We start from the raw sequence: 24,431 nt of genomic DNA, 5'->3' as shown, positions 1-24,431 counted from the left end.
AGGTATTCTAACCAACTGAACTACCAGACCGTGGCGTTTAGCGAGTGCAAATATATGTTGTTTATTGTATTGCACAAACATTTTCTTTAAATTTTTTTAGTCTAAAGAAATTTATTTCGCTCTACTAAGAACGTGTTAAGAACTGTAGAGAAATCACTTTGTATATCAATATCCACATATTTGATTTTATATTGAGCGCATTTCATCTTAATATCAGCGATATAGGTGCTTATTTGTTCACGGTAAGCGTCCTTAATATTGTCGGCATAAAGGTCTAAATGTTCACCTGTTTCAACATCAACAAATCGTTTTGGAGTATTTTCAAAATTGAAAAATAATTCATGTTGCTTGTCCATAGGGTGAAAAAGTACCACATCATGCTTATTATATTTCAAATGGCGTAGTGCTTCGAACAATTCTGCATCATCTTTTTCTGTTTGAAACATGTCCGTGAACAAAAATATGAGACTTCTTCTTTTTATATTCTCTGCAATTTGATGCAAATAGGTATAGGTCTTGGTTTCTTTTGGGGGATTCTTTGTTTTGCCAATTTCGCTTAATTGCGATAATAACATTTGAAAATGACGCTCGCTTCCCTTTTCTGGGGCATAGTAATTATAACTATCTGAATAAATACTTAAACCAACGGCATCGCGCTGCCTTTTAAGCACGTTCATCAAAGCTGCTATAGCTAGAACGCTAAATCCGATTTTATTTAATGAGTCAATACTTAGATTTTCAACCTCGGGGTAATACATAGATGCAGAATTATCTAAAATCATGTGACATCTTAGGTTGGTTTCTTCCTCGTAGCGTTTTGTATATAGCTTATCGGTCTTTGCATATAGTTTCCAATCGATATGCTTGGTGCTTTCCCCATTATTATAAATTTTATGCTCTGCGAATTCTGCAGAAAAGCCATGAAAGGGACTTCTGTGTATACCACTAATAAACCCTTCTACTACTTGATTGGCAAGTAGTTCTAGATTAGAGAATAACGATGATTTATTTAATTCTGATTGTAAGTTCACGAGATTAAAGATAGTAAAGACAACTTAACTATATAAGTAGTGGAAATTTAAAATTAAGTCAAATAAAAAGAGCTGACATCTGCCAGCTCTTTTTATTTATAAAAAATAATTTGTGTATTGCTTATAAAGCAGCATCAATAGCGTCTGTGTAAACTTTTTTAGGTGAAACACCTACTTGTCTACTTACAATTTCACCATCCTTAAATACCAATACGGTTGGTATATTACGTACACCGTACTTTGCAGCGAATTCTTGATTTGCATCAACGTCAACCTTACCTACAACAGCTTTACCATCATATTCAGTACTAACTTCGTCAATAATAGGACCAACCATTCGACAAGGACCACACCATGCTGCCCAAAAATCTACTACTACTGGTTTATCGCTTTTTAAAACTACCTCGTCAAAAGTAGCATCTGTTATTTCTAATGCCATCTTAATTTACTTTTATTGATTATGCAAATTTAGTCAATTATTCTTCTGTTTCCTTACGGGCTTACAATTCGTTTTGCCTATTAAGGTATCAAGCTAATTTATCAATTTATATAGTTAGTTTCTGCCAACTCATTGCTAAATTATTGTTATGATAACTTCCGTTTCTTTCGTAAATCGTTGAAAGCCAAAATTGAACAAGGTTATGGTAAAAATTCAGTTACTTATTTAATTCCTATTAATTCAGTTTAAAATGAACGTCTTGTTGCTCTAAAAGTTGTAATAATTCACTTGAAATCTGTACCTTTTGTCTTCTGCTATTCAAGTTTACTTTTATCTTTTCTTCCATTTCGTAAACGATAAACTGAATAGAATGTTCTCCTTTATGATTCTCAAATGTATCTTTTAGTGCGTGTACTTTTTTCTCGTTGAGCTCTGCAATATTTAATTTTATAGTCAATTTTCGGGCGTAGGTTTCCATCACTTCTTGTAATAGCATAAAACTATTAAACTGCATTCTTGGGTCACCTTTTTTGCCGGTATCTTTATTCATCCATCCATCACGAACAAAAAGTTTCACATAAGCAAATGAATTGATCATTAGGAAATGCCTGAATTTTAAATACTCTTCACCGAAAATTCTGAATTCATAAGAGTCCGTATAATCCTCCATGGTGAAAGCCGCCCAGCCTTTGCCGTTTTTGGATACTCTATGCTGTACATCTGTGATTACTGCCGCAAAGGTTAGTTCTCTATTAACGTAGGTTGGTAAATCATGCACACAAGCTATGTTGGCATTACAAAATGCCTTTACTTCGGTTTTGAAATCATCTAATGGGTGACCAGAGATGTAAATACCGACGACTTCTTTCTCTCTTCGAAGTTTTTCCATCGTACCCCATTCTTCACATGGTGGTACCACAGGTTCTGGTATTTGAACTTCACTGGCATCGCCAAATAGACTTACTTGACTAGAGTTTTCACTTTCCTGAAACTTGGCGCCATATTTTATTACTTTCTCGAGAAATGTTATTCCGTCGCCTTCATCATGAAAATATTGCGCTCTATGTGATGTTCCAAAGGAATCGAATCCGCCGGCGACTGCTAAATTTTCGAATGCCTTTTTATTTGCTGCGCGTAGGTCGATACGTTTTGCGAAATCGAATACGGATTTGAAACCACCATCTTCTTTTCGTTTTTCTACGATAGTTTCTACTGCAGAACGACCAACACCTTTAACTGCGCCCATTCCAAAACGAACTGCACCGGCATCGTTTACTGCAAATTTGTAGTACGATTCATTAACATCTGGGCCGAGTACGTCTAAGCCCATACGCTTACATTCTTCCATAAAGAAGGTTACCTGCTTAATGTCGTTCATGTTATTGGATAGAACGGCTGCCATATATTCGGCAGGGTAGTGGGCTTTACAATATGCGGTTTGGTAAGCAATCCAAGCATAGCAGGTGGAGTGGGATTTGTTAAAGGCATAGGCTGCAAATGCTTCCCAATCTTTCCAAATCTTCTCTAATTTATCTGCAGCATGCCCTTTTACTGAAGCTTGTTCTATAAACTTAGGCTTCATTTTATCTAGTACATACTTTTGCTTTTTACCCATTGCCTTACGCAAAACATCGGCTTCACCTTTTGTAAAGTCGGCCAATTTTTGCGAGAGGAGCATCACTTGCTCTTGATATACTGTAATTCCGTAGGTTTCTGCTAAATATTCTTCACAGGCGTCAAGATCATAAACAATTTCTTCGGTACCATGTTTACGAGCAATGAAACTTGGTATGTATTCCATTGGACCAGGACGGTACAATGCATTCATGGCAATAAGATCCGCAAAAACCGTAGGCTTTAACGCACGCATGTGTTTCTGCATCCCAGGAGATTCATATTGGAACACGCCAACAGTTTCTCCTCGTTGAAAGAGTTCGTATGTTTTTATGTCATCTAACGGAAAATTCTCTGGGTCTAATTCAACACCATGCTTGGCTTTTACGATTTTAACGGTATCCTTAATAAGGGTTAATGTTTTTAATCCCAGGAAATCCATTTTTAATAAACCGGCATCTTCCACTACCGAGTTGTCGAATTGGGTGCAATACATCTCAGAATCCTTGGCGAGTGCCACAGGAACGAATTTGGTAATATCATCTGGCGTAATAATTACTCCACATGCATGAATACCTACGTTACGAACGGAGCCTTCAAGAATATAAGCTTGATTCAATGTTTCTGCTTCAAGACCATCACCCTCAGAAATCGCCAAAAGTTCATTTATCTTCACTAAATCTTCTGCCCTAAATTTCGACTTTAAGATCTTTTCATCAACCCCAATAATCTTTTTTAGCTTAGACATGTCAGGTATCAACTTCGCCATGCGATCAGAATCTTGCAAAGGCAGATCTAAAGCACGAGCCGTATCTCGAATTGCAGATTTGGCAGCCATGGTACCATAGGTGATAATCTGTGCAACTTGGTTAGATCCGTATTTATTGATCACATAATCCATCACACGACCACGCCCTTCATCATCAAAGTCAATATCAATATCGGGCATAGATACACGGTCAGGATTCAAGAAACGCTCAAAAAGTAAATCGTACTTAATTGGATCTAAATTCGTAATCCATAAACAGTAAGCAACGGCAGAACCTGCTGCAGATCCACGACCAGGACCTACGGAAACATCCATTGCTCTTGCGGCCCTTATGAAATCTTCCACAATCAAGAAATAACCAGGGTAACCGGTTTTCTCAATTACTTTAAGCTCAAAGTCTAGTCGCTCATCAATTTCGGGTGTTATTTCGCCATATCTTTTTTTGGCACCTTCGTAGGTTATGTGGCGTAAAAATTTGTTTTCGCCACGTTTACCATTATCTAATTTATCTTCTTCAAATAGAAATTCCTCTGGAATATCAAAAGCAGGTAATAATACATCACGAGCTAGTGTAAAAGTTTCAACCTTGTCTACAATTTCTTGAATATTGATGATTGCCTCTGGAATGTCCTTGAAAAGTTCCTTCATTTGGTCCGAAGACTTGAAGTAGTATTCCTGATTTGGCAACCCGTAACGATATCCACGTCCACGGCCTATGGGTGTAGCTTGTTTTTCACCATCTTTAACACATAAAAGAATATCATGCGCATGGGCATTTTTCTTCTCTGCGTAGTAGGTGTTATTGGTGGCGACTAGTTTTACATTATGCTTCTTGGCAAACTGAATAAGCACTTGATTTACACGGTCTTCATCTTCTTGGCCGTGGCGCATGATTTCTATGTACAAATCATCACCAAAGGTTTCCTTCCACCAAATCAAAGCCTCTTCGGCTTGGTGTTCCCCAACGTTCAATACTTTACCAGGTACTTCGCCATAGAGGTTACCCGTTAATACCATAATATCTTCTTTGTACTGCTCTACAACTTTTTTGTCAATACGCGGTACGTAGTATTTTCCGGACACAAAGGCAATGGAAGACATTTTTGCCAAGTTCAGATAGCCTTTTTTGGTTTTGGCCAGCATCACGATTTGGTAACCGTTATCTTTTTGCGATTTATTGGTGTGGTCTTCGCAAACCTGAAATTCACAACCAATAATTGGGGTGATCTCCAATTCAGGTTCCGGTAATTCAGTTAAAGGTTCTTCACCTTCTTCAAGTGTGCTATTTTGAGTGGCTTCGTATCGTTTTTTATTTTCTTCATTTCTTGATACTACACCTTTGTTATGGTTGAGAACTCCGTTTACAAAGTGAAAGGCGCCCATCATATTTGCATGATCTGTCATAGCAACCGCTGGCATTTTTGCTTTTGCTGCGGCGGCAACTAAATCGGGTACACTTATGGTAGACTGTAAAATTGAAAATTGGGTGTGGTTATGTAAATGGGCAAAACTCGCTGTTTCGAGTGTGGCAAGGTTCTCTTGAATTTCTTCTTGTGAGACTCCATCAGTATCTTTTTTCCAAAGAGCATCGGCAATTTTTTTCGATGCCTTCTTAAGATTAATGTGTTTTAGACCAATAAGCTCAATCTCTTGTGGATTGGCTTCTGAGAAATTCTTAAAATAATCTGGCTGTACATCTAATTGTTCGGCCGTATATTGATGCTTACGGATAAGTTCTAAGAAACAACGCGTAGTTGCTTCAACATCGGCTGTGGCATTATGTGCCTCCCCGAAAGGCTTGCCAAATAAAAATTGATGAAGTTCAGTTAATGTCGGAAGCTTAAATTTTCCTCCACGACCACCAGGTATCTGACATAGTTTCGCTGTGTGTTCTGTACATGTATCTAAAACAGGAAGTTCTTGCAATGGATTTTCAACACTCAATCGGTGAAATTCAGCACCCATAATATTGAGGTCAAACTTGACATTCTGTCCAACAATAAATTTGGTTTTGGACATCGCAATATTGAACTTTTCCAAAACTTCTGATAACGGAAAACCTTTTTGCTCGGCTAATTCAGTAGAAATACCATGAATTTGTTCAGCATCGAACGGAATCGTAAATCCGTCTGGCTTCACCAAATAATCTTCATGCTCGATACAATTACCCATGTCATCATGCAACTGCCAAGCAATTTGTATACAACGTGGCCAGTTATCGGTATCGGTTATAGGGGCATTCCAATTTTTAGGAAGACCGGTAGTTTCGGTATCAAAGATGAGGTACATAGCGAATTTTCTGAGTGTTCAAAGCGACCCGTTAATTGGTCTAAAAAGTGCCTATAAAATTACTAAAAAGTACTTGTTTGAAAAAGTGTAGTTGCTAGGAGTTATTAACTAAAATAATTAACCTACAATATAACGGTTTTATAAATCAATGGATTTAACTCTTTTAATCTGACCTGTTCTTAAGATGAAACTATAACTTAGAAGCATGTGTACATGTGGAATTTTGCTGTAATTTGTGGGTTTATATGTCCGATTTAATTAATTCTTTTATCGATCATTTAAATAACTGTAATTCGTGATTGTGTATTAATTAAAATCAAGTATATTTGCAGCCGCTTTCAGATTAGCTATGCTCACTGACGGCGAATGAGTTAAAAAAACTAGAATTAATAATCAAGGGTCGGGCACCCTACAAATTAATGTGATATGCCAGTAAAAATTAGATTACAAAGACACGGTAAAAAAGGAAAGCCATTCTATTGGATAGTTGCTGCAGATGCAAGAGCTAAAAGAGATGGTAAATTCTTAGAGAAATTAGGAATCTACAATCCTAATACAAACCCTGCAACAATAGAACTTGATATTGATAGTTCAGTAAAATGGTTGCAAAACGGTGCACAACCTACAGATACAGCAAAAGCTATTCTTTCTTACAGAGGTGTACTTTTAAAGCATCACTTATTAGGAGGTGTTCGTAAAGGAGCTTTAACAGAAGAGCAAGCTGAAGAAAAATTCAATACTTGGGTTTCTGAAAAAGGACAAGCAATTGCAGATAAAGTTGGTGGTTTAGATAAAGTGAAAGCTGATGCTAGAGCTGCTGCATTAAAAGCGGAAAAAGAAGTAAATGATAAGCGTGCTACAGATGCTGCTGCTGCATTACTTCCTGAAACTCCAGAAGGAGAAAGTGCTGAAGAAGAAGTTGAAGCTGTTGAAGCTGCAGGTGAACCAGAACAAGCTGTTGAAACTCCAGAAGCTCCGGCTGCTGAAGAAGATAAAGCATAATTTATAAGAAGCGATGCGAAAGGAAGATTGTTTCTACCTAGGTAATATCGTTTCAAAATATAGTTTCAAAGGTGAGGTGCTAGTAAAACTAGATACCGATGATCCCGAGATATACGAAAACATGGAATCAATATTCGTTTCTTTAGGAAACAATCTGGTTCCATTTTTTATTAAAAGATGTCGCCTTCATAAATCTAATCTACTTCGTATAGATTTTGAAGAAGTAAAGTCAGAATCAGATGCTGACCGAATAATGAAATGCGGCCTTTATTTACCATTAACCCAATTGCCAAAACTTACAGGTGATAAATTCTACTTTCATGAGGTTATTGGATTTACCGTTATAGACGAGGTTCACGGTGATATTGGAATCATTCAAAGTATTAACGATTCTACTGCTCAAGCTTTGTTCGAGGTTTTGAAAGAGGACAAGCAATTACTTATTCCTGTAAACGATGATATTATTACTAAAGTAGATCGTAAGAATAAGGCGATACATGTTACTACCCCTGAAGGTTTGGTCGACCTATACCTGTCTTAATAATCAAGACTTAATTCCTTATTTATTTATAGTTTTATCGATATATCTGTTGTTAAATATGAAAATGCTAAAATTTTCACATTTATTTTCGTGATTAGTAGTATTATTTAGAGGTCTTACATCGTTATTGGTCGAATTTTAACTATTACTATATGGTAAAGTTCGTAAGTTCAGTATTGTATTGTAAAATGCAACCCATGACAAGTAATTTTAAGAAGTTCTCCGTTATATTTATTGTAGCAGCTTTCTGTTGTGTTGCTTTAGTGAGTTGTACCTCTAAATCTGAAAAAACAATTGCTTTAGCAGAAGGGAATAGCATTAATCAAGTTCCTGAAAAAATAGATTTCACGTTTCATGTAAAACCAATTTTGTCGGATCGTTGCTTTAAGTGTCATGGTCCTGATAAGAATGCTGTTGAGGGAGGTTTTTCTCTTCATTCTCCTGAAGAAGCGTATAAAGTGTTAGGCGAACTCAAAGATCACTTTGCCATTATACCTGGTGATGTTTCTAAGAGTGAATTGGTAAATAGAATTTATGCAGAGGATGTTAATCTGTTAATGCCTCCGCCAGAATCTAATTTGGTTCTTGAAGATTATGAAAAGGCGATATTACAAAAATGGATAGCACAAGGTGCCGAGTATAAAACACATTGGGCATTTATACCACCGGTTCAGCCAGAGATTCCTATGCATGAAGGTGATAGTATTTGGGGGAATAACGAGATTGATGCCTTTATTTTAGATAAGTTTAAAGAGAAAAATCTGAGTCCTAGTAATCCTGTAAGTAATGAAAAGCTACTGAGAAGAATTACGTTTGATCTTACGGGCTTGCCTCCAACTTTAGAACAGGTAGAAAAATTTGCCGCAAATCCATCAAAAGAGAAGTTTGAAGAAATTATAGATTCATTGCTCGTGTCGGTCGACTATGCAGAAAATATGACTGCAGAATGGATGGATATTGCTAGATATGCAGATACGCACGGTTATCAAGATGATTTTGAGCGTACGATGTGGCCTTGGAGAGATTGGGTTATACATGCTTTTAAGGAGAATATGCCTTATGATCAATTTGTGACATATCAGTTGGCAGGTGATTTATTGCCAAATGCCAATTTAGAACAGATTTTAGCGACTGGGTTTAATAGAAACCATAAAATAACTGCGGAAGGTGGCGTAATTCCTGAAGAGTATCGGGTGGAGTATGTGGAAGATAGAACCACAACATTAGGTACTGCATTTTTAGGTCTAACCTTAGAGTGCGCACGTTGTCATGATCACAAATATGATCCTATAAGTCAGAAAGAACATTTTCAATTTTATAGCTTTTTCAATACGATACCTGAGCAAGGTTTGTTGGCCAATGCATCAGAATTACCCACCCCATACATAACGGTTACTTCTAAAGAGGTAGATGATGTTTTAGGTTTTATCAATTTGCAAAAAAGTGAGTTGAAAGAAGTACCGGTAATGGTTATGAAAGAAATGGAAAAGCCTAGGTCTTCCTATATTTTAGATAGAGGAATTTATGACCAATATGGCGCAGAGGTATTTCCTGATACACCAGAATCTATACTTCCTTTTGAGGGTTACTCTAAGAATAGATTAGGGCTGGCAAAATGGCTTTTTGAAGATGAGCATCCACTAACCGCAAGAGTAGCCGTAAATAGGTTATGGCAGCGGATGTTCGGGAATGGAATTGTAGCAACATCATTTGATTTTGGCAATCAAGGTTCATTGCCTACACATCCTGAATTATTAGATTTTTTAGCTATTAAATACCGTACTGAAGGTTGGGATACCAGAAAAATGTTGAAATATATTGCGATGTCTGCAACCTATCAACAAGATACGAAGACTACTAAAGAGAAATTGGAGCAGGATCCAGAGAACAAATATTTGGCACGTGTCTCTCGTTTGCGTTTATCGTCTGAAGCGATACGTGATCAAGCATTGGCCTTTAGTGGATTGTTGAATAGAGATTTAGGCGGACCAAGTGTTAAGCCATATCAACCTGATGGAATTTGGGAAGAAACCACTGGTGGTGGAGGTGGAAGTACAGCTTCATATACACTAAGTGAAGGAAACGATGTGTATAGAAAGAGTTTGTATACGTTTTGGAAACGTACCGTGCCCCCGCCAAGTATGATGACATTCGACAGTAGTTCTAGAGATTATTGTTCGGTAAAACGACAAGAAACAAATACTCCATTACAAGCCCTAGTGTTGCTTAATGATCCACAAATGGTTGAGGCAGCACGGGCAGCGGCAATGGGTGAGATGATTGCTAATCCGAATTCGGAAAATGAACAGATAAGGAAATTATTCTATAAGGCTACTTCTAGATTGCCTAATGAAGTTGAGATTAAATCATTGGTTGCCTATTATGGGGAGATGTTGGAAAAAGTAGAAAAAGGAGATATTTCAGCAAGTGAGTACTTAAGTATCGGAAGAAGTATTGTGCCTTCATATATGAATAAAGAGAAGTTGGTTGCAATGACTTTAACCGCGCACACGATTTTGAATTTAGATGAAACTATAAATAGAGGCTGATTATGAGCGAAAAGAAAATAGTTGAAGAGCGATCGCTAATATTGAACAGAAGGTCTTTTTTGGGAAAAGCGGCAATGGGTGTTGGCGGTATAGGATTAGCGTCTTTAATCGGGAACAGTTTATTCAGAAAAGGGTCTAATGGTTTATATACAGCCGATAGTGGAGCTGGCGGAGTAAAGGGTGTTTTAGATTCTTTGCACCATCCATCTAAGGTGAAACGGGTTATTTATCTTTTTCAAAGTGGAGGTCCTTCTCAACTTGAATTATTCGATTATAAACCATTATTGAATCAACGTAGGGGAGAAGATTTACCAGAGTCTATACGAAACGGACAACGATTAACGGGTATGACATCGGGTCAAGATAGATTTCCTTTAGTAGGGTCTAATTTTGGTTTTCAACGACATGGTAAAAACGGCACATATATAAGTGATTTGTTACCCTATACCGCTAAGATGGTAGATGATATTTGTATCATAAAATCTATGTATACAGAAGCAATAAATCATGATCCTGCAGTTACCTTTTTTCAAACAGGATCACAACAGCCAGGTAGACCAAGCATTGGCTCTTGGTTAAGTTATGGTTTGGGTAGTGAGAATGAGAATTTGCCAGTTTTTACGGTTTTACTTTCTAGAGGTTCGGGTAGGCCAAACGGGCAACCACTATATACGCGATTATGGGGTAATGGCTTTTTGCATTCTCTTCATCAAGGTGTTCAGTTTAGAGCTGCCAAAGATCCAGTGTTGTATTTGAATGATCCAAAAGGTACTACTGCAGATGTGAAAAGGTCTATGCTAGATAAATTGGCCGAGCTTAATGATCAACATTATCAAGAATCGGGTGACCCTGAAATACAGAGTAGAATTGCACAGTATGAAATGGCATACAGAATGCAAACCTCGGTTCCTGATGTAATGAATACTGAGGGTGAGCCAGATTACATCTATAAAATGTATGGCTCAGATGCTAAAATTCCAGGTACTTTTGCAGCAAACTGTTTGTTAGCTAGAAGATTAGCCGAAAAAGATGTTCGTTTTATACAATTGTACCATATGGGATGGGACCAGCATGATAACCTACCTGGCGCTATTCAAAAACAAGCGAAAGACGTAGATCAAGCTTCTGCAGCTTTGGTAGCAGATTTAAAACAACGTGGGTTGTTAGAAGATACCTTGGTGATATGGGGAGGTGAATTTGGTAGAACTAATTATTCGCAAGGGTTACTTACAGATACTACCTATGGTAGAGATCATCACCCAAGATGTTTTACCATGTGGATGGCCGGTGGTGGTATAAAACCAGGAATGGTTTATGGCGAAACAGATGAATTTGGCTATAATGTTGTTGAGAATCCTGTGCATGTACATGATTTTCAGGCAACAATGTTACATCAACTTGGTATCGACCATGAAAAATTTACCTATAAATATCAGGGTAGACGATTTAGGCTAACCGATGTAGAAGGTAAAGTAATCAATGATATTTTGGCATAATGGAGAGAAGAAAATTTATTATAAATACTGCTGCTGCCTCTGCTGGGATATTGACGTATTCTTCGGTAAGTGCAAACCTGTTGCGTTATAAAGATGCTATTATTGGGCATGGTAGTCACCAGTATAAAATTGATTTAAATTGGGGCGCGTTGAACCCGAATTACTACCCAGTGAATGATTGTCATGAGATGGTGCAAGATTCTAAAGGTCGGATTTTGCTCTTGACGAATCATACTAAAAACAATGTGATTGTTTATGACCGGTCTGGTAAATTGTTAGAAACTTGGGGTACAGATTATCCTGGGGCTCACGGATTAACCTTGAACGTTGAAAATGGGGAGGACTTTCTCTATATTTCAGACAACACCCGTCATGAGGTTATAAAGACGACTATTGACGGTAAAGTAGTTCAAGTTTTTTCTTATCCGAAAGAATCCGGGAAGTATAGTTCAAAAGAACAATATATACCGACCGAGACAGCTATTGCCGAGAATGGAGATGTATATGTTGCTGATGGTTATGGTGCACAATATATCATGCGGTACAATGCCCGAGGAAAATTATTACAAACTTTTGGAGGTAAAGGCGACGAAAATCATCTATTTCAGAATGCTCATGGTATTTGTATTGATACAAGAAATGGTAAAAATCCTGAGCTTTTAATCACGGCTAGAAAACAGAATAAACTAAAACGTTTTACCATGGATGGTGAATTTACAGAAAGTATAGATTTACCTGGGGCATTCATATGTAGGCCTGTAATTAAAGGGGATAACGTTTACTTGGCAACTATATGGTCTGGTGATGGGTCAGATGGCACTGGCTTTATTTCAATTTTGGATAAACACAATAAATTGATTTCAGCACCAGGTGGTTGTGCTCCATTATATGAAACAGCCGGACTGAGACCAATGTATCAAGCTATCAAAATTTTTACCCACCCTCATGATGTTTGTGTTGATGATGATGAGAATTTGTACGTTGCACAATGGAATTCAGGAAAGACCTATCCAATAAAGCTAAATAGAATATAGCCATGCGCACTATCTATTCACTTTTGGTATTAGCCATGTTATGTCAAGCATGTATTTCTCAGAATTCTATTAATGCGTCTACGGAAATTTTTTCATTATCAGCTCCGCAATTAAATGTGTCTTCTGTATTTTTTGACTCCATAACGACTGTGCGAATTAGTTTTGACTTTCCGAATGCTGTTATAAAATATTCATTGAATGGCGGTGCAGTTAATCAAAATTCTAAAATATATACCGCGCCATTTGAATTAACGGAAAGTGCAGTAATAAAAGCGAAAGTTTATCATCCTGATTATTTAGAAAGTGATGTGGTTCAGGTAGAGGTTGTAAAAACTTCTACCGAGAAAACGATACAGGAGATAACACTTACGCCAGATGCAAGTGAGAATTATCCTGGTCTAGGTACTACAGGTTTGGGTGATTTAGTTAAAGGTGCTGAGCAATTTGGTGGAGATAAACAGTGGATGGGTTTTCAAACTGATGCCATTTCAGCAGCTATAAAATTGAACTCAAATATGGAGGTGTCAATCCTAGTACTTAGCGTACTTACGAATCAGTCTAACTGGATTTTTGCTCCCGCCAAAATTGAAGTGTTTAATAAAGGCGAAAAAGTTGGCGTAATGTCGTACCCAAATAGTGCGATAGAAACTTCAAGTGGTGCTACATTTTTAAGAGTTCCTATTACAAAAGGCACATATAGTGAATTTACTGTTGTAGTCTATCCTCTAGATGAAATACCAGAATGGCATCAAGGAAAAGGTACTTCACCATGGTTCTTTATAGACGAAATTATAATTCAATAGAATGATTCAATTAGGAATACAAATAGGTCATTTTCACCCACTTTTCGTGCATTTACCCATCGGTATTATTATGTTGGCGTTTTTGCTCGAAGTGTACGGCAGATTTATAGCTAAGAAATCATTTGATGAAGTTATTGAGTTTACACTATTAGTTGCTGGTGCTACAGCTTTGCTGTCTTTAGGTACGGGCTGGTTGTTAGGTGAGGAAAGTGGCTACGATGCAGATGCTCTTTTTCTACATAGATGGATGGCTGTTGCGTTTACCATTACAACCATACTTCTGTATTTGGTAAAAAGAAGTAAGCGAAATGGGGTGAACAAAACATATATTCCTTTGTTTTTTGTTGTACTAGGTTTAATTAGTCTTACAGGTCATTTCGGCGGAAACATGACCCACGGCGAAGATTATCTGTTCGTAGAAGAAAAGGAAGAGATTGTCATTATAAATGTGCAAGAGGCTCAAGTATATGCTCAAATCATTCAACCTATTTTAGATGATAAATGTATGAGTTGTCATAATACAAGCAAGGCGAAAGGTGGCTTGGTTATGAGTTCTCCCAATGAAATGATTAAAGGAGGGGACAATGGCAGACTATTGGACACTCTAAGTGGAAGTACTGGTTCGCTATTTCTTGAGCGTGTGCATTTACCTATAGAAAATGAGGACCATATGCCACCGAAAGGAAAAGTTCAATTGACAGATAATGAAAAAGCCTTATTAGAATGGTGGATGGAAAATAACCATTGTTTTGATTGTAGGGTGATGGAATTATCTACTGAAGAAAGAATGGCTGCAGTGCTAACTTCGTTAGAGCAAGATACATCTGCAATAGCAGTCTTGTCAAAAGAAGCAAAAGAGGTTCCTAAAGATTGGCTACAAGGTATGAGAAATGCTGGGATACCTATACAGACACTTTCTGGAAAAAACCAATTGTTGGCAGTGAATTTGGCGGGTATAGATTCCATCACAAAAGACCAATTGGAAGAATTGGAGGAATATGCTCCAAATATTGTCGAGATAGACCTTGGTTTTAGCAATTTCAATGATGAGTTAATGTATTACATTAGGCCATTTAAAAATCTTTTGAAACTAAAACTACAGAACACTAGAGTGACAGATGCTATTGGTAAAGACCTTGTTGATTTTGAACTGTTAGAGTCATTAAATCTTTATGAAACTTCGGTTACCGATAAATTAATACATGAATTAAAAAGGAATAAAAAGTTGCAAAATATTTACCTCTGGAAAACAGATGTAACCGATGACGGTTTAGCTCAATTGCAACAGAATCTACCTAATCTTACAATTCAACAATTAGGGGCAGATTTATTTGAAGCGACAGTACTAGATCCACCAACTATTTTAAGTGATGCCAGCTTTTTTAGTGACAGCCTAGAGCTTACAATTGAAAGTCTTTTTGAAGGGACTGATATCTATTACACGCTTGATGGCTCTGTGCCAACTTCATCTTCTACAAAATATGAGGCTACTATTATATTAGATAATACCGCTAGTGTGAAAGCTATTGCAGTTAAGAAAGATTGGGAGCCTAGTTTTGTAACTGAACGAACCTTTATTAAAAATAATATAGCATATACAGATGTAAAATTACTTACAACGCCAAACGAAAAATATAAAGGTCAAAAAGGTAAAACTTTAATAGATCAAAAACGGGGTTCTATCAATTTTGTTGATGGTAATTGGCTAGGTTTCGAGGGTAAGCACTTAAATGCTATAATAGAACTCAAAGAACAGAATACTATTTCGAAAGTTTCGGTAGGGGCATTATCGGCACCTGCTAGTTGGATTTTTTACCCAACTGCCTTTGTTATTTCATCTTCTGACGATGGTGTTACTTTTAAAGAAATTGGAAGAAAGAAAATGGGTGTTGAAAGCCCCAATGCAGAAGTTAAGCTAACTTTTTTCGATATGGAGTTTACACCTACCGATGCTAAGTATGTGAAATTACAAATACAAAGTCCACTAAAAAACCCAGATTGGCATACCAATCCGGGTGGTAAAAGCTGGATTTTTATTGATGAGGTTGTGCTTAATTAACTTTCTAAAGCATTCTTAGCATAAGCTAGACATTTCTTAACTTCTTGAACCGCATCAGACCCTTGTGGAATATCATATTCTAATTCAATTGTTGCTGGAAATTTATATTTATTATCACGCATTAATTGCAGAACTTCAACAATTGGCGTGTCACCGGTTCCCCATAAAACATTGCCTTTATCATGTTCAGGAGTTTGTCTATCTTTTAAGTGCATACTCTTGATGTAGCTGTGTTTTTCTTTTACAATTTCTAAAGGGGCTTCGTTTCCTGCAGCTACAAAATGGCCTAAATCTAGGTTTAAAGCATTATGGCTAGATTGTTTTAAGGCTGTATCCCAAAAGGTGGGAGTTTGTTGTTCATGACCATGGTAAGCTACAAAAACATCATGTTTTTCTGCCATTTGACCCAATTTCAACGTGTGTGTGTCATCACTAGGGTGTTCTAATGTTACGTGACTAGCACCTAAAGCTTTTGCTGCTTTCATGCCCCAATTAATTTCTTCGTCAGTATTGTCTTTTCCAAAGGCACTTGGCTTGAAAGCATAAATGTTTACACCAGCATCATTATACATTTTACGAAGCGCTATAAACTTGTCCATCGAGACTGTAGCACGCCAAGCTGCAACGGTTTTATTATATGCCTCTAATTTCGATTGCATTTCTATAAATTCCTTTTCCTCTTCATCATTTAATTCATTATTCCTATTGCGTCTCATTAGGCCATTAAAAGTTCTTTTGTCTACCGAACTTTCTGGTTTTCCTGCATATTGTTCGGCAGGGTCTCCCATAAGTTCTACTGCATTTATCCCAGTATCTAGAATATATTGTAATGTAGCTTCAGCGCTTTGGTCTGGCATAGTTCTAAAAGAGTAAGTAATAACACCCAATTGAACGCCCTTAATCTTAGAATTAGGTTGTGGTGTAAAACTCAGAAAATTAGGTGCTCCAAAAACCGAAGGGCCTAATAAGGTTGTGCCAGCAATAAGAGCCGTAGAGTTTTTTAGAAAAGACCTTCGTTGTTGAATTGATTTATTTGATTTCATGATGATAGGTTTTGTGCTATGTAAAATTGAAATACGATTATTTAGATAGTTCTTTTTGAGTGTTTAGAGCATATAATTTTAACTGTCTTATACGCCATGGAATTTCATTCTCATCTTCTACTGTAGAAGTCAATTTGAATTTCAGGAATTTTGTTAAAACTGGATTAAAATCTAATTTAAAATCTTGATCTGTTCCTTCACCTTTATCTAGTATAGTCCAATTTTCTCCATCCTTTGAAGTCGATATTTCATAAGAATTTGCAAACGTTTGTAATGGCGGTGGTGATCCCTCTCTCCAACCTCTTGAAATTGGAGGGGAGTTGAATTGTAAACCTGTAAGCGCTAAAGCATTTGGAAATTCAATTTGAAACCACATTCCTTCCTTTTGATTTTCACCGGTAGTCCATCCCTCAAAATTAAATGCGCTTTTTGGCGAAGCGGTTCCTCCAATTCGATTAGGCGCTGTATGACTTGCCGTAACCTTCCAGTCAGGTTGCAATGGTAATGAAGAAGGTACGGATTGTATTAACTCATAATACCTGTATGTACCTTGTTGGTCAAGGGTTTTTGCTCTTACTTCGGCTACATATTCGCTTGATACCATTGAAGCTTCGTTAGATAGATTATTTCTAATGTATGAGGCAATTGCAGCAACCCAATCATCAGATTGTTCTTTATTTCCAACCATAATACCAGCAGCATACGTTTTGCCATCTAAGGGTCCTTCTAGACCATGAAGAATGGTTTTAATGATATATTCTGGATGTTCTTGTACCCGTATGGATCCAGATAAAGGTGGGGCCATTACGGTTCCATTTCCTAATGGAGTTCCTGTGCCATCGTTACCGTGGCATTGTACACAAAGTTCATTGAATATCACTTTGCCTTTTTCCAAACTTTCTTGCTGTACCTCACTTAAAAGAACTTCATTTCGATTCCAACGAGTCTCTTCTTTTATCGGAGTTAATATTTGAGTGCCCACCGTTTGTATTCCTTTTGCTTGATTGGTTTTTACAATCTTGGAAAGTGCTTTTTGATAATCTGGTATGTCAAGAAACTTAACGGTTAACATGGCTTGTAGAGCTACATCGATATTTTCATCCTCCAATAATTTCAAATAGGATGTTGCTAGACTTTTATTCCCAGATTTATACAACGTTTCGCTGGCACGGATTGCTTGTATTCTTATCTTAGGATTAGGATCTTTAAAAAGTGTTGTCAATAGGTCTGTTTGTAGTGCTCCAAGTCCTTCTAGACACCAAATGGCATGGGTTCTAGCAAATTGATTTTTTTTCGATAATGCTACCTTTCGTAGCTCTGGTACCGTACTTTGGTCACGTGAAAGAACAATTAATTGTTGGGCCTTGTCTCGCCACCAACCATTCGGATGTTCCAAATACGTTATCAATTCATCCGGAGTTTTATCGAACATTTTAGGTTTGGTCTTGTCACGTTCTTTACTGTCATGGGTAATACGCCATATTCTACCTAGTCCAATCACCTTATCCAATTGGTATTGTTCTATTTTGGTTCTCAGATAGGTTCCTTTTTGTGCCCATTGCCCTTCTTGAATAATACCGTGATACATATCAGTAATATACAAAGTGCCATCGGGAGCGGTGGTCATGTCTACAGGTCTAAATAATGGGTCTGTAGAACGAAGAAATTCCGATTGTTCTTCTTGATAGGCATTGTGTAAGGTGGTTAAACCTTCAGTAACTATCGGGTTAATTTGCCTTACGATTCTCGCAACAGGTTCACCATAGAAATATTGACCATATAATTCAGATGGTAAACGATCACCACGGTAAATATCGTTACCTGCAGAGCCTGTAACTCGATTTGTTGAACCGTCTGGTTGTCTTACTCTATCCATTCCTTCCTGTAAATCAGCAATTTTTATGGCAGCACCATAAGGAATTTCAAAACCATCGGCCAGTTCATTCTCTATCGTGTAATTACCATAATGAATGGGAAATTGAAAATGTGATGGTACGCCGCTAGCACCTCCTTGAAACCATAATTTACCATCATCATCATGAGTTACGCCCCATTGCGCTCTGTTATAACCCGTTTTTTCGCGTATTACGCCATTTGGTGTTTCTTTAACTCGAAAGGCATTTACCGTGCTGTATAGCCAATTATCCATTCCATAATACATAAATGCTTGCTGATGCTCAACATTGCCAGACCTACCATATTTATTGGTAAAAAACTCCTTTTTATCTGCTTTACCATCACCAGTGGTATCTGTATATTTATACACATTGTCAGTATCCGATTCCATAGTTAAAATACAATCCTTACCGTATGGTAATACAAACCGTGGAAAAATTAAACTATCAACAAATACGGTTCCTGTTTCATAGATGCCATCATTGTCTTTATCCTCCCATCTAGAGATTCGGCTTTTTGGATCTAAGGTGCCATCAGAATCTGCAGATAACATATAAGTTCTTAATTCCAATACATACATTCTACCATTTCCATCAAAAGAAATAGCGCCTGGCTGTTCAATTTGGGGTTCTGTTAGTATAGGTTCAATATGATATCCTTTAGGAAGTAAAAACTTTGCTGCTTCTTGTTCTGGATAAAGTGGAAGTACAGGAGATTTTGGCTCAAGGTCAATTCCTACCCAATCTTCATTTTCTGGGTCTGCGTCATCTGGTAGGCTCAACTTGGGTAGTGAATCTGACATAGAGTCAATCACCATATCAACAGGTTTAATGCTGTTGTCTTTATTCTTACAGCCCTCTAAAAGGCATAAAGCTAAAGCCGACCCTAATAAAGCTAAAATCTTAATTTTTGTTCTCATTAATTTCTAATGCTTTTGATTGAATTAAGTCAATGAATTTATGAAAATATACCTAGCTGAATTCCTATATTATTCATTAATTATGGACATATTTGATGAAATTTGTGTAAAATGACTGCTAAAATTAAGTTTGTAATATTATTATGGTTATTTGTTTGGCAAAATGGTATTTGTCAAAACAATAATAATACATCAAACTCTTCACCAAATATCATTTTAATTTTCACAGATGACCAAGGGTATAATGATGTAGGGGTATTTGGGGCAGAGGATATTTCCACACCCAATCTTGATCAAATGGCAAATGATGGGGCGAAGCTCACGAACTTTTATGCTGCTCAGGCGGTTTGTTCTGCTTCACGAGCTGCTATTCTAACGGGTAGTTATCCTAATCGCATAGGTATACATAACGCTCTTATGCCAAATAGTAAGAAGGGACTTAACCCTAAAGAGATTACTCTTGCAGAAATTCTAAAGAATAAAGGTTATGCAACAGCGATATTTGGTAAATGGCACTTAGGTGATGCGGCGGAGTTTATGCCGACTAAACATGGTTTTGACGAATATTTTGGAATTCCGTATTCGAACGATATGTGGCCATTGCACCCTCAGCAAGGCCCAATATTTGATTTTGGACCATTACCATTGTATGAGAATGAGAAAGTAATCGATAACCTTACAGATCAGACGAACTTAACAACATTGATTACCCAACACAGTGTTGATTTTATTGAACGGAATAAAGACAATCCGTTTTTTCTATATGTTCCGCATCCTCAGCCTCATGTTCCTTTATATGTATCCGATAAATTTAAAGGCAAGTCGAATAGAGGTCTTTACGGTGATGTGATTATGGAGCTAGATTGGTCGGTTGGTGAAATTATTAAATCCGTAGAGCAAAATGGTTTAACTGAGAATACAATTATAATTTTTACATCAGATAATGGGCCATGGCTAGCATATGGTAATCATTCAGGAAGTGCATATCCTTTTAGAGAAGGTAAAGGTACTGGGTGGGAAGGTGGCCAACGAGAACCTTTTATAATTAAATATCCGAAAGAGATTGAAGCAGGGGTAACCATAGATGCTCCTTTAATGGCTATAGATATTTTTCCATCCCTCGCAGAGGTAACAAACTCTGAACTTCCAGGTGAGGTAATTGATGGTAAAAGCGCATGGAGTTTATTGACGGGTAAAACAGATGAAAGTCCGCAAGAAGCTTATTTCTTTTATTATAGAGTGAATGAATTGTTTGGAGTACGATATGGAAAATGGAAGTTGTATTTTCCTCACACCTACAGAACTATGAATGGTCAAGCACCTGGAAAAGATGGATTACCTGGAGAATACAAAATGGTTAATTTAAAGCAAATTGAATTGTATGATTTAGAATCTGATCCTAGTGAAACAAAAAATGTGGCTGCAAGCAATGCTAAAGTAGTTGCCACCATCAAGAAACTTGCAGATGATATGCGTATAAGGCTAGGGGACTCTTTATTAGGCATGGAAGGTTTAGAAAATAGAGCTCCCGGAATTAAAGATTAATTGATCCTTCTAATTATAATATTTAAAGTTAGTTCTTCTGTATTTCAAAAAACTGAAGAACATCATCGTTATTCCCTACTAGTACATAATCTTTTTGACCATTAGCTATTGAAATAATCTTTTTGGCATCTTTGGCGGCATAAAATCCTATTTCAGAACCACGTTTTGCACTAAAGCCACCCTTACCATTACCTAAGAGAAGCACACCTGTTCCTGCGTCGTTTCTAGGTGTTTCTATTTCTGACACATATAGATTGCCGATTGCCAAGATATCAAGAGCTCCATCACCGTTAAAATCCCTTACGAGCATATCGTTTAGGTTTGATAGTTGTGCCATATTAGGTAAATCTTTGATTTTAAATTTTCCATCACCTAAATTTTCTACATAAACAGAAGCAAAAGTATCTGTATGGTAATGAAGCGAATTTTTCAGTTTTTCTTCTCCGTAGACATCTTTTAATTCCATGGAAGCGAATGCATCATATTTTACAATCTTTTTCTTTAAATCTGGTATTTGTTCCGATGAGCATGAGAACCCACGCAAGGGGTAATGTTTCTCCTTGTTATAATAACCTAAAACGATATCACCATTTCCGTTCGCATCAAAATCATTATAATAAACATCAAATGGTTTTTCTGAACTTGTCTTATACTTATAATTTAGGCCGAGATTACCGGCGATAAAATCCATATCACCATCATTGTCAAAATCACCTTGTTCAATGCTAAACCACCAACCATACGAAGTGTTGAAATTCTCAATTTCTATTTTGGATAAATGACCATCAGTATTTGCGAAAATGGTAATTGGCATCCATTCACCTACGATAATCAAATCTAAGTCCTTATCATTATCATAGTCGCTCCAAATAGCATCGGTAACCATACCGACATCTAATAACTGAGGCGATACTGATTCGGTGGAATTTGATAATTGTCCATTATCATTGATTAGCAACATGCTCGATGATGGATTAGGGTATTGATGAGGTGTATGCCTACCGCCTACGAATAGGTCGATATCACCGTCGGTATCATAATCGGCTGCTTTAACTATAGACCCACTAATTCTACTAGCATTAAGAATAGCTCCTTTTTTAAAGATTCCATCGCCATTATTTAGATAAAGCCTGTCTGTATAATGAAAATCGTTCTTTGGATATTCATTGCCGCCACTAACAACATATAAATCTTTAAATCCATCATTATTAATATCTACAAATATGGCATCGACATCTTCGTAGCCAGCTTCTTTTAACCAGAAATTTGGTTGACCTTTTTTGAAATCACCATTTTTTTGTTGAATGAATAGGGTAGAGGATTGGTTTGCCGCACCACCTATATAAAAATCTTCTAAACCGTCGTTATTTACATCGCCGCTAGCTAAAGCAGGTCCGAATTGGGATAATTTATGAGGAAGTAATATCTGTTTTTCAAAATCGTCAAAACTGTTTTCTTGATGTTCAAATTTGGCAGGGAACAATTTTGTTCGGTCTGCAAAAAGATAGTTTGTAGCCTCTTTGGTTTTACCATTAGGTATTTCAGAGTCTTTGGAAGAAAATTCTAATAATTGATTTGCTTCAATATTTTTTTGAATTGTTTTATTTCCATTTGGCCATAAAATACTGATGCTATCAACTTTGGTTAACTCGTTTAAACCAAAATGTAAGGTCGATTCACTGGTAGAATAGATGCCCCGAACATTCGTAGATTCTAGAGTTTGTATTCTTTTGTCGGAATATACCTGAACTCGTGCACCAAAAGTAGGTTTGTGTTCTGGGTCAGTAAGTTTTACTCTTAGATAATTTCTGTCTTGATGTTTCTCTGAATTATTTCTGTAAATAAAAGCTTCGCTATTGATATTGTTTACGATGAGGTCTAAATCTCCATCATTATCTAAATCGGCGTACGAAGATCCATTTGAGAAAGATTCGTTATCTAATCCCCATTCATTTGAACTATTTTCGAATTCAAGATTTCCTTTGTTTTTGTAAGCGTAGTTTTTTAATGGTTGTGAAGGAAGCATGTTTACCGCTTTTTCAAGGTCAACTACATCCCAAATACTCTTTATGTTCTTAGTGTTGGTGTTGTTTTTTACCCAATTTTCTCTAGTGGTATTAATGTAATTGGCTACGTTTTTATCAGCATCAGTATTTCTAATATCTCTTAAAAGACCGTTGGTGACATACGTATCTTTAAGACCGTCATTATCAAAATCTGCTATTAGGTTAGACCAGCTCCAATCAGTGGCGGCCATGCCAGAAAATTGGGCAATATTGCTAAAGGTTCCGTTGCCATTATTTAGTTGCAAGGCGTTGTACATGTATTGATACCCACCACCATCTTCAACTACCTTCCAAAAAGAGCCAATGTTCATACCGCTCATATTAGACTTTAAACGAAAGTTGTCTTCAGATACCATGTCAAGTACAAAAATATCTAGGTTTTGGTCATTGTTGATATCAGCAACATCTACACCCATACTGTAATATGATGTTTGCTGTAAGGCGCTTTTTTCCATGCTAGAAAAAGTACCGTCCTGGTTATTTAAAAATAAAAAGTCAGGAGCGTAGAAATCATTTGCAACATAAAGATCTGTCCATCCATCATTGTTTAAATCACTTGCGGAAACCGCATTAGGGAACCCCGTTTTGTTTACGCCGGCCATTACCGTAACATCTTCAAAGGAGTCTCCCTTGTTTTTGTAGAGCTTTAATGAATATTCAGGGATAAGTAAATTATCTGAATTATGGTATTGTGATAGACTGCCCGGGTTTGGTGGCTGAGTAAGTAAGAATAAATCTAATTTACCGTCTTTATCATAATCTAAAAAAGTAGCATGGCGTGTTCTTTCTGTATTAGCAATTTGGAATTCTTCTGCTTTTTCTTCAAAAGTGCCATCGCCTTTGTTTAGATATAATAAATTTCTTCGCCATTCAGGATGCTCATCATAAAGTTCTCTACTAACGTAAATATCTAAGTGACCATCATTATTAATGTCTGCAACCGTAACACCCGTAGACCAACCATCGTAGTTTTTAATACCTGCTTTTTCTGTATTGTCAATGAAATTTAAATTTCCTTGATTTAAGTATAATTTATCTGACACCATATTGCCAGCAAAGAAAATATCTTGAAGACCGTCATTATTAAAATCACCAACGCCTACACCGGCACCACCGTAGAAGTTCGCATAGGCAAATATGTTTTTGTCCTTATCATCTTTGATTATATTATTGAAATCTATACCAGTTTCTTCTGGTTTGAGTAAAGTGAAAAGCTTGTCATTTAGTTCTACTTTGTCAGGAGCAGGGCTACAACAAAATAACAATAGTGAACAACAGTAAAAAATATGCCTCATTTTCATGATTACAAGATACTATTTTATACAAAAAAAGGAGA

14 protein-coding genes are annotated in these 24,431 nt (G+C 36.9%); 8 read left to right on the top strand and 6 right to left on the bottom strand.

The window, feature by feature from the left end:
• Positions 1-101 precede the first annotated feature (101 nt).
• The 3 genes from AAC084_RS20290 to dnaE form a co-directional block, all read right to left on the bottom strand.
• Positions 102-1,031: a DUF58 domain-containing protein gene (locus AAC084_RS20290; protein WP_339842120.1), complete on the bottom strand. Its 930-nt coding sequence runs from the start codon at positions 1,029-1,031 to the stop codon at positions 102-104.
• Between the two features lie 121 nt (positions 1,032-1,152).
• A complete protein-coding gene (gene trxA / locus AAC084_RS20285; protein WP_027065108.1) occupies positions 1,153-1,470 on the bottom strand; it encodes a thioredoxin in 318 nt (105 codons plus the stop codon).
• A 235-nt stretch (positions 1,471-1,705) separates the two neighbouring features.
• Complete coding sequence (gene dnaE / locus AAC084_RS20280; protein ID WP_339842119.1) at positions 1,706-6,142, bottom strand: DNA polymerase III subunit alpha; 4,437 nt, start codon at positions 6,140-6,142, stop codon at positions 1,706-1,708.
• 426 nt (positions 6,143-6,568) lie between these two features.
• Between dnaE and AAC084_RS20275 the strand changes: the two genes are divergently transcribed.
• From AAC084_RS20275 to AAC084_RS20245, 7 genes are all read left to right on the top strand, one after another.
• Positions 6,569-7,144, top strand: coding sequence for a 30S ribosomal protein S16 (locus tag AAC084_RS20275; RefSeq protein ID WP_339842118.1), 576 nt, complete (start codon positions 6,569-6,571; stop codon positions 7,142-7,144).
• A gap of 13 nt (positions 7,145-7,157) precedes the next feature.
• Positions 7,158-7,685, top strand: coding sequence for a ribosome maturation factor RimM (gene rimM / locus AAC084_RS20270; protein ID WP_339842117.1), 528 nt, complete (start codon positions 7,158-7,160; stop codon positions 7,683-7,685).
• 197 nt (positions 7,686-7,882) lie between these two features.
• Positions 7,883-10,234: a PSD1 and planctomycete cytochrome C domain-containing protein gene (locus tag AAC084_RS20265; protein WP_339842116.1), complete on the top strand. Its 2,352-nt coding sequence runs from the start codon at positions 7,883-7,885 to the stop codon at positions 10,232-10,234.
• A gap of 2 nt (positions 10,235-10,236) precedes the next feature.
• A complete protein-coding gene (locus AAC084_RS20260; RefSeq protein ID WP_339842115.1) occupies positions 10,237-11,730 on the top strand; it encodes a DUF1501 domain-containing protein in 1,494 nt (497 codons plus the stop codon).
• On the top strand, positions 11,730-12,764 hold the full coding sequence (locus AAC084_RS20255; protein WP_339842114.1) for a 6-bladed beta-propeller: 1,035 nt from the start codon (positions 11,730-11,732) through the stop codon (positions 12,762-12,764). Before AAC084_RS20260 ends, AAC084_RS20255 begins: the two co-directional genes overlap by 1 nt.
• A 2-nt stretch (positions 12,765-12,766) precedes the next feature.
• Positions 12,767-13,567, top strand: a complete 801-nt coding sequence (locus tag AAC084_RS20250; protein ID WP_339842113.1) for a chitobiase/beta-hexosaminidase C-terminal domain-containing protein — start codon at positions 12,767-12,769, stop codon at positions 13,565-13,567.
• A 1-nt stretch (position 13,568) separates the two neighbouring features.
• A complete protein-coding gene (locus AAC084_RS20245) occupies positions 13,569-15,626 on the top strand; it encodes an FN3 associated domain-containing protein (RefSeq protein ID WP_339842112.1) in 2,058 nt (685 codons plus the stop codon).
• Here AAC084_RS20245 and AAC084_RS20240 read toward each other — a convergent pair.
• On the bottom strand, positions 15,623-16,669 hold the full coding sequence (locus AAC084_RS20240; protein ID WP_339842111.1) for a TIM barrel protein: 1,047 nt from the start codon (positions 16,667-16,669) through the stop codon (positions 15,623-15,625). The two genes, AAC084_RS20245 and AAC084_RS20240, sit on opposite strands and share 4 nt — an antisense overlap.
• Positions 16,670-16,706: 37 nt before the next feature.
• Positions 16,707-19,484, bottom strand: a complete 2,778-nt coding sequence (locus tag AAC084_RS20235; RefSeq protein ID WP_339842110.1) for a c-type cytochrome — start codon at positions 19,482-19,484, stop codon at positions 16,707-16,709.
• Positions 19,485-19,595: 111 nt separating this feature from the next.
• Between AAC084_RS20235 and AAC084_RS20230 the strand changes: the two genes are divergently transcribed.
• Complete coding sequence (locus AAC084_RS20230; RefSeq protein WP_339842109.1) at positions 19,596-21,029, top strand: sulfatase; 1,434 nt, start codon at positions 19,596-19,598, stop codon at positions 21,027-21,029.
• 28 nt (positions 21,030-21,057) lie between these two features.
• Here AAC084_RS20230 and AAC084_RS20225 read toward each other — a convergent pair whose 3' ends face one another.
• Positions 21,058-24,390: a VCBS repeat-containing protein gene (locus AAC084_RS20225; protein WP_339842108.1), complete on the bottom strand. Its 3,333-nt coding sequence runs from the start codon at positions 24,388-24,390 to the stop codon at positions 21,058-21,060.
• Positions 24,391-24,431: the final 41 nt, after the last annotated feature.

It is taken from the genome of uncultured Maribacter sp. (assembly GCF_963977385.1).
Taxonomy (GTDB): domain Bacteria; phylum Bacteroidota; class Bacteroidia; order Flavobacteriales; family Flavobacteriaceae; genus Maribacter.
The sequence above is the reverse complement of the archived record's forward strand: the minus strand, read 5'-3'. Positions and strand labels throughout refer to the sequence as shown.

Excerpts from the sequence above, each read along its gene's own strand:
- dnaE (WP_339842119.1), bottom strand. The coding sequence starts at position 6,142 with ATGTACCTCATCTTTGATACCGAAACTACCGGTCTTCCTAAAAATTGG.
- AAC084_RS20255 (WP_339842114.1), top strand. The coding sequence starts at position 11,730 with ATGGAGAGAAGAAAATTTATTATAAATACTGCTGCTGCCTCTGCTGGG.
- AAC084_RS20260 (WP_339842115.1), top strand. The coding sequence starts at position 10,237 with ATGAGCGAAAAGAAAATAGTTGAAGAGCGATCGCTAATATTGAACAGA.
- AAC084_RS20265 (WP_339842116.1), top strand. The coding sequence starts at position 7,883 with ATGACAAGTAATTTTAAGAAGTTCTCCGTTATATTTATTGTAGCAGCT.
- AAC084_RS20250 (WP_339842113.1), top strand. The coding sequence starts at position 12,767 with ATGCGCACTATCTATTCACTTTTGGTATTAGCCATGTTATGTCAAGCA.
- AAC084_RS20275 (WP_339842118.1), top strand. The coding sequence starts at position 6,569 with ATGCCAGTAAAAATTAGATTACAAAGACACGGTAAAAAAGGAAAGCCA.
- AAC084_RS20225 (WP_339842108.1), bottom strand. The coding sequence starts at position 24,390 with ATGAGGCATATTTTTTACTGTTGTTCACTATTGTTATTTTGTTGTAGC.
- AAC084_RS20240 (WP_339842111.1), bottom strand. The coding sequence starts at position 16,669 with ATGAAATCAAATAAATCAATTCAACAACGAAGGTCTTTTCTAAAAAAC.
- AAC084_RS20245 (WP_339842112.1), top strand. The coding sequence starts at position 13,569 with ATGATTCAATTAGGAATACAAATAGGTCATTTTCACCCACTTTTCGTG.
- trxA (WP_027065108.1), bottom strand. The coding sequence starts at position 1,470 with ATGGCATTAGAAATAACAGATGCTACTTTTGACGAGGTAGTTTTAAAA.
- rimM (WP_339842117.1), top strand. The coding sequence starts at position 7,158 with ATGCGAAAGGAAGATTGTTTCTACCTAGGTAATATCGTTTCAAAATAT.
- AAC084_RS20235 (WP_339842110.1), bottom strand. The coding sequence starts at position 19,484 with ATGAGAACAAAAATTAAGATTTTAGCTTTATTAGGGTCGGCTTTAGCT.
- AAC084_RS20230 (WP_339842109.1), top strand. The coding sequence starts at position 19,596 with ATGACTGCTAAAATTAAGTTTGTAATATTATTATGGTTATTTGTTTGG.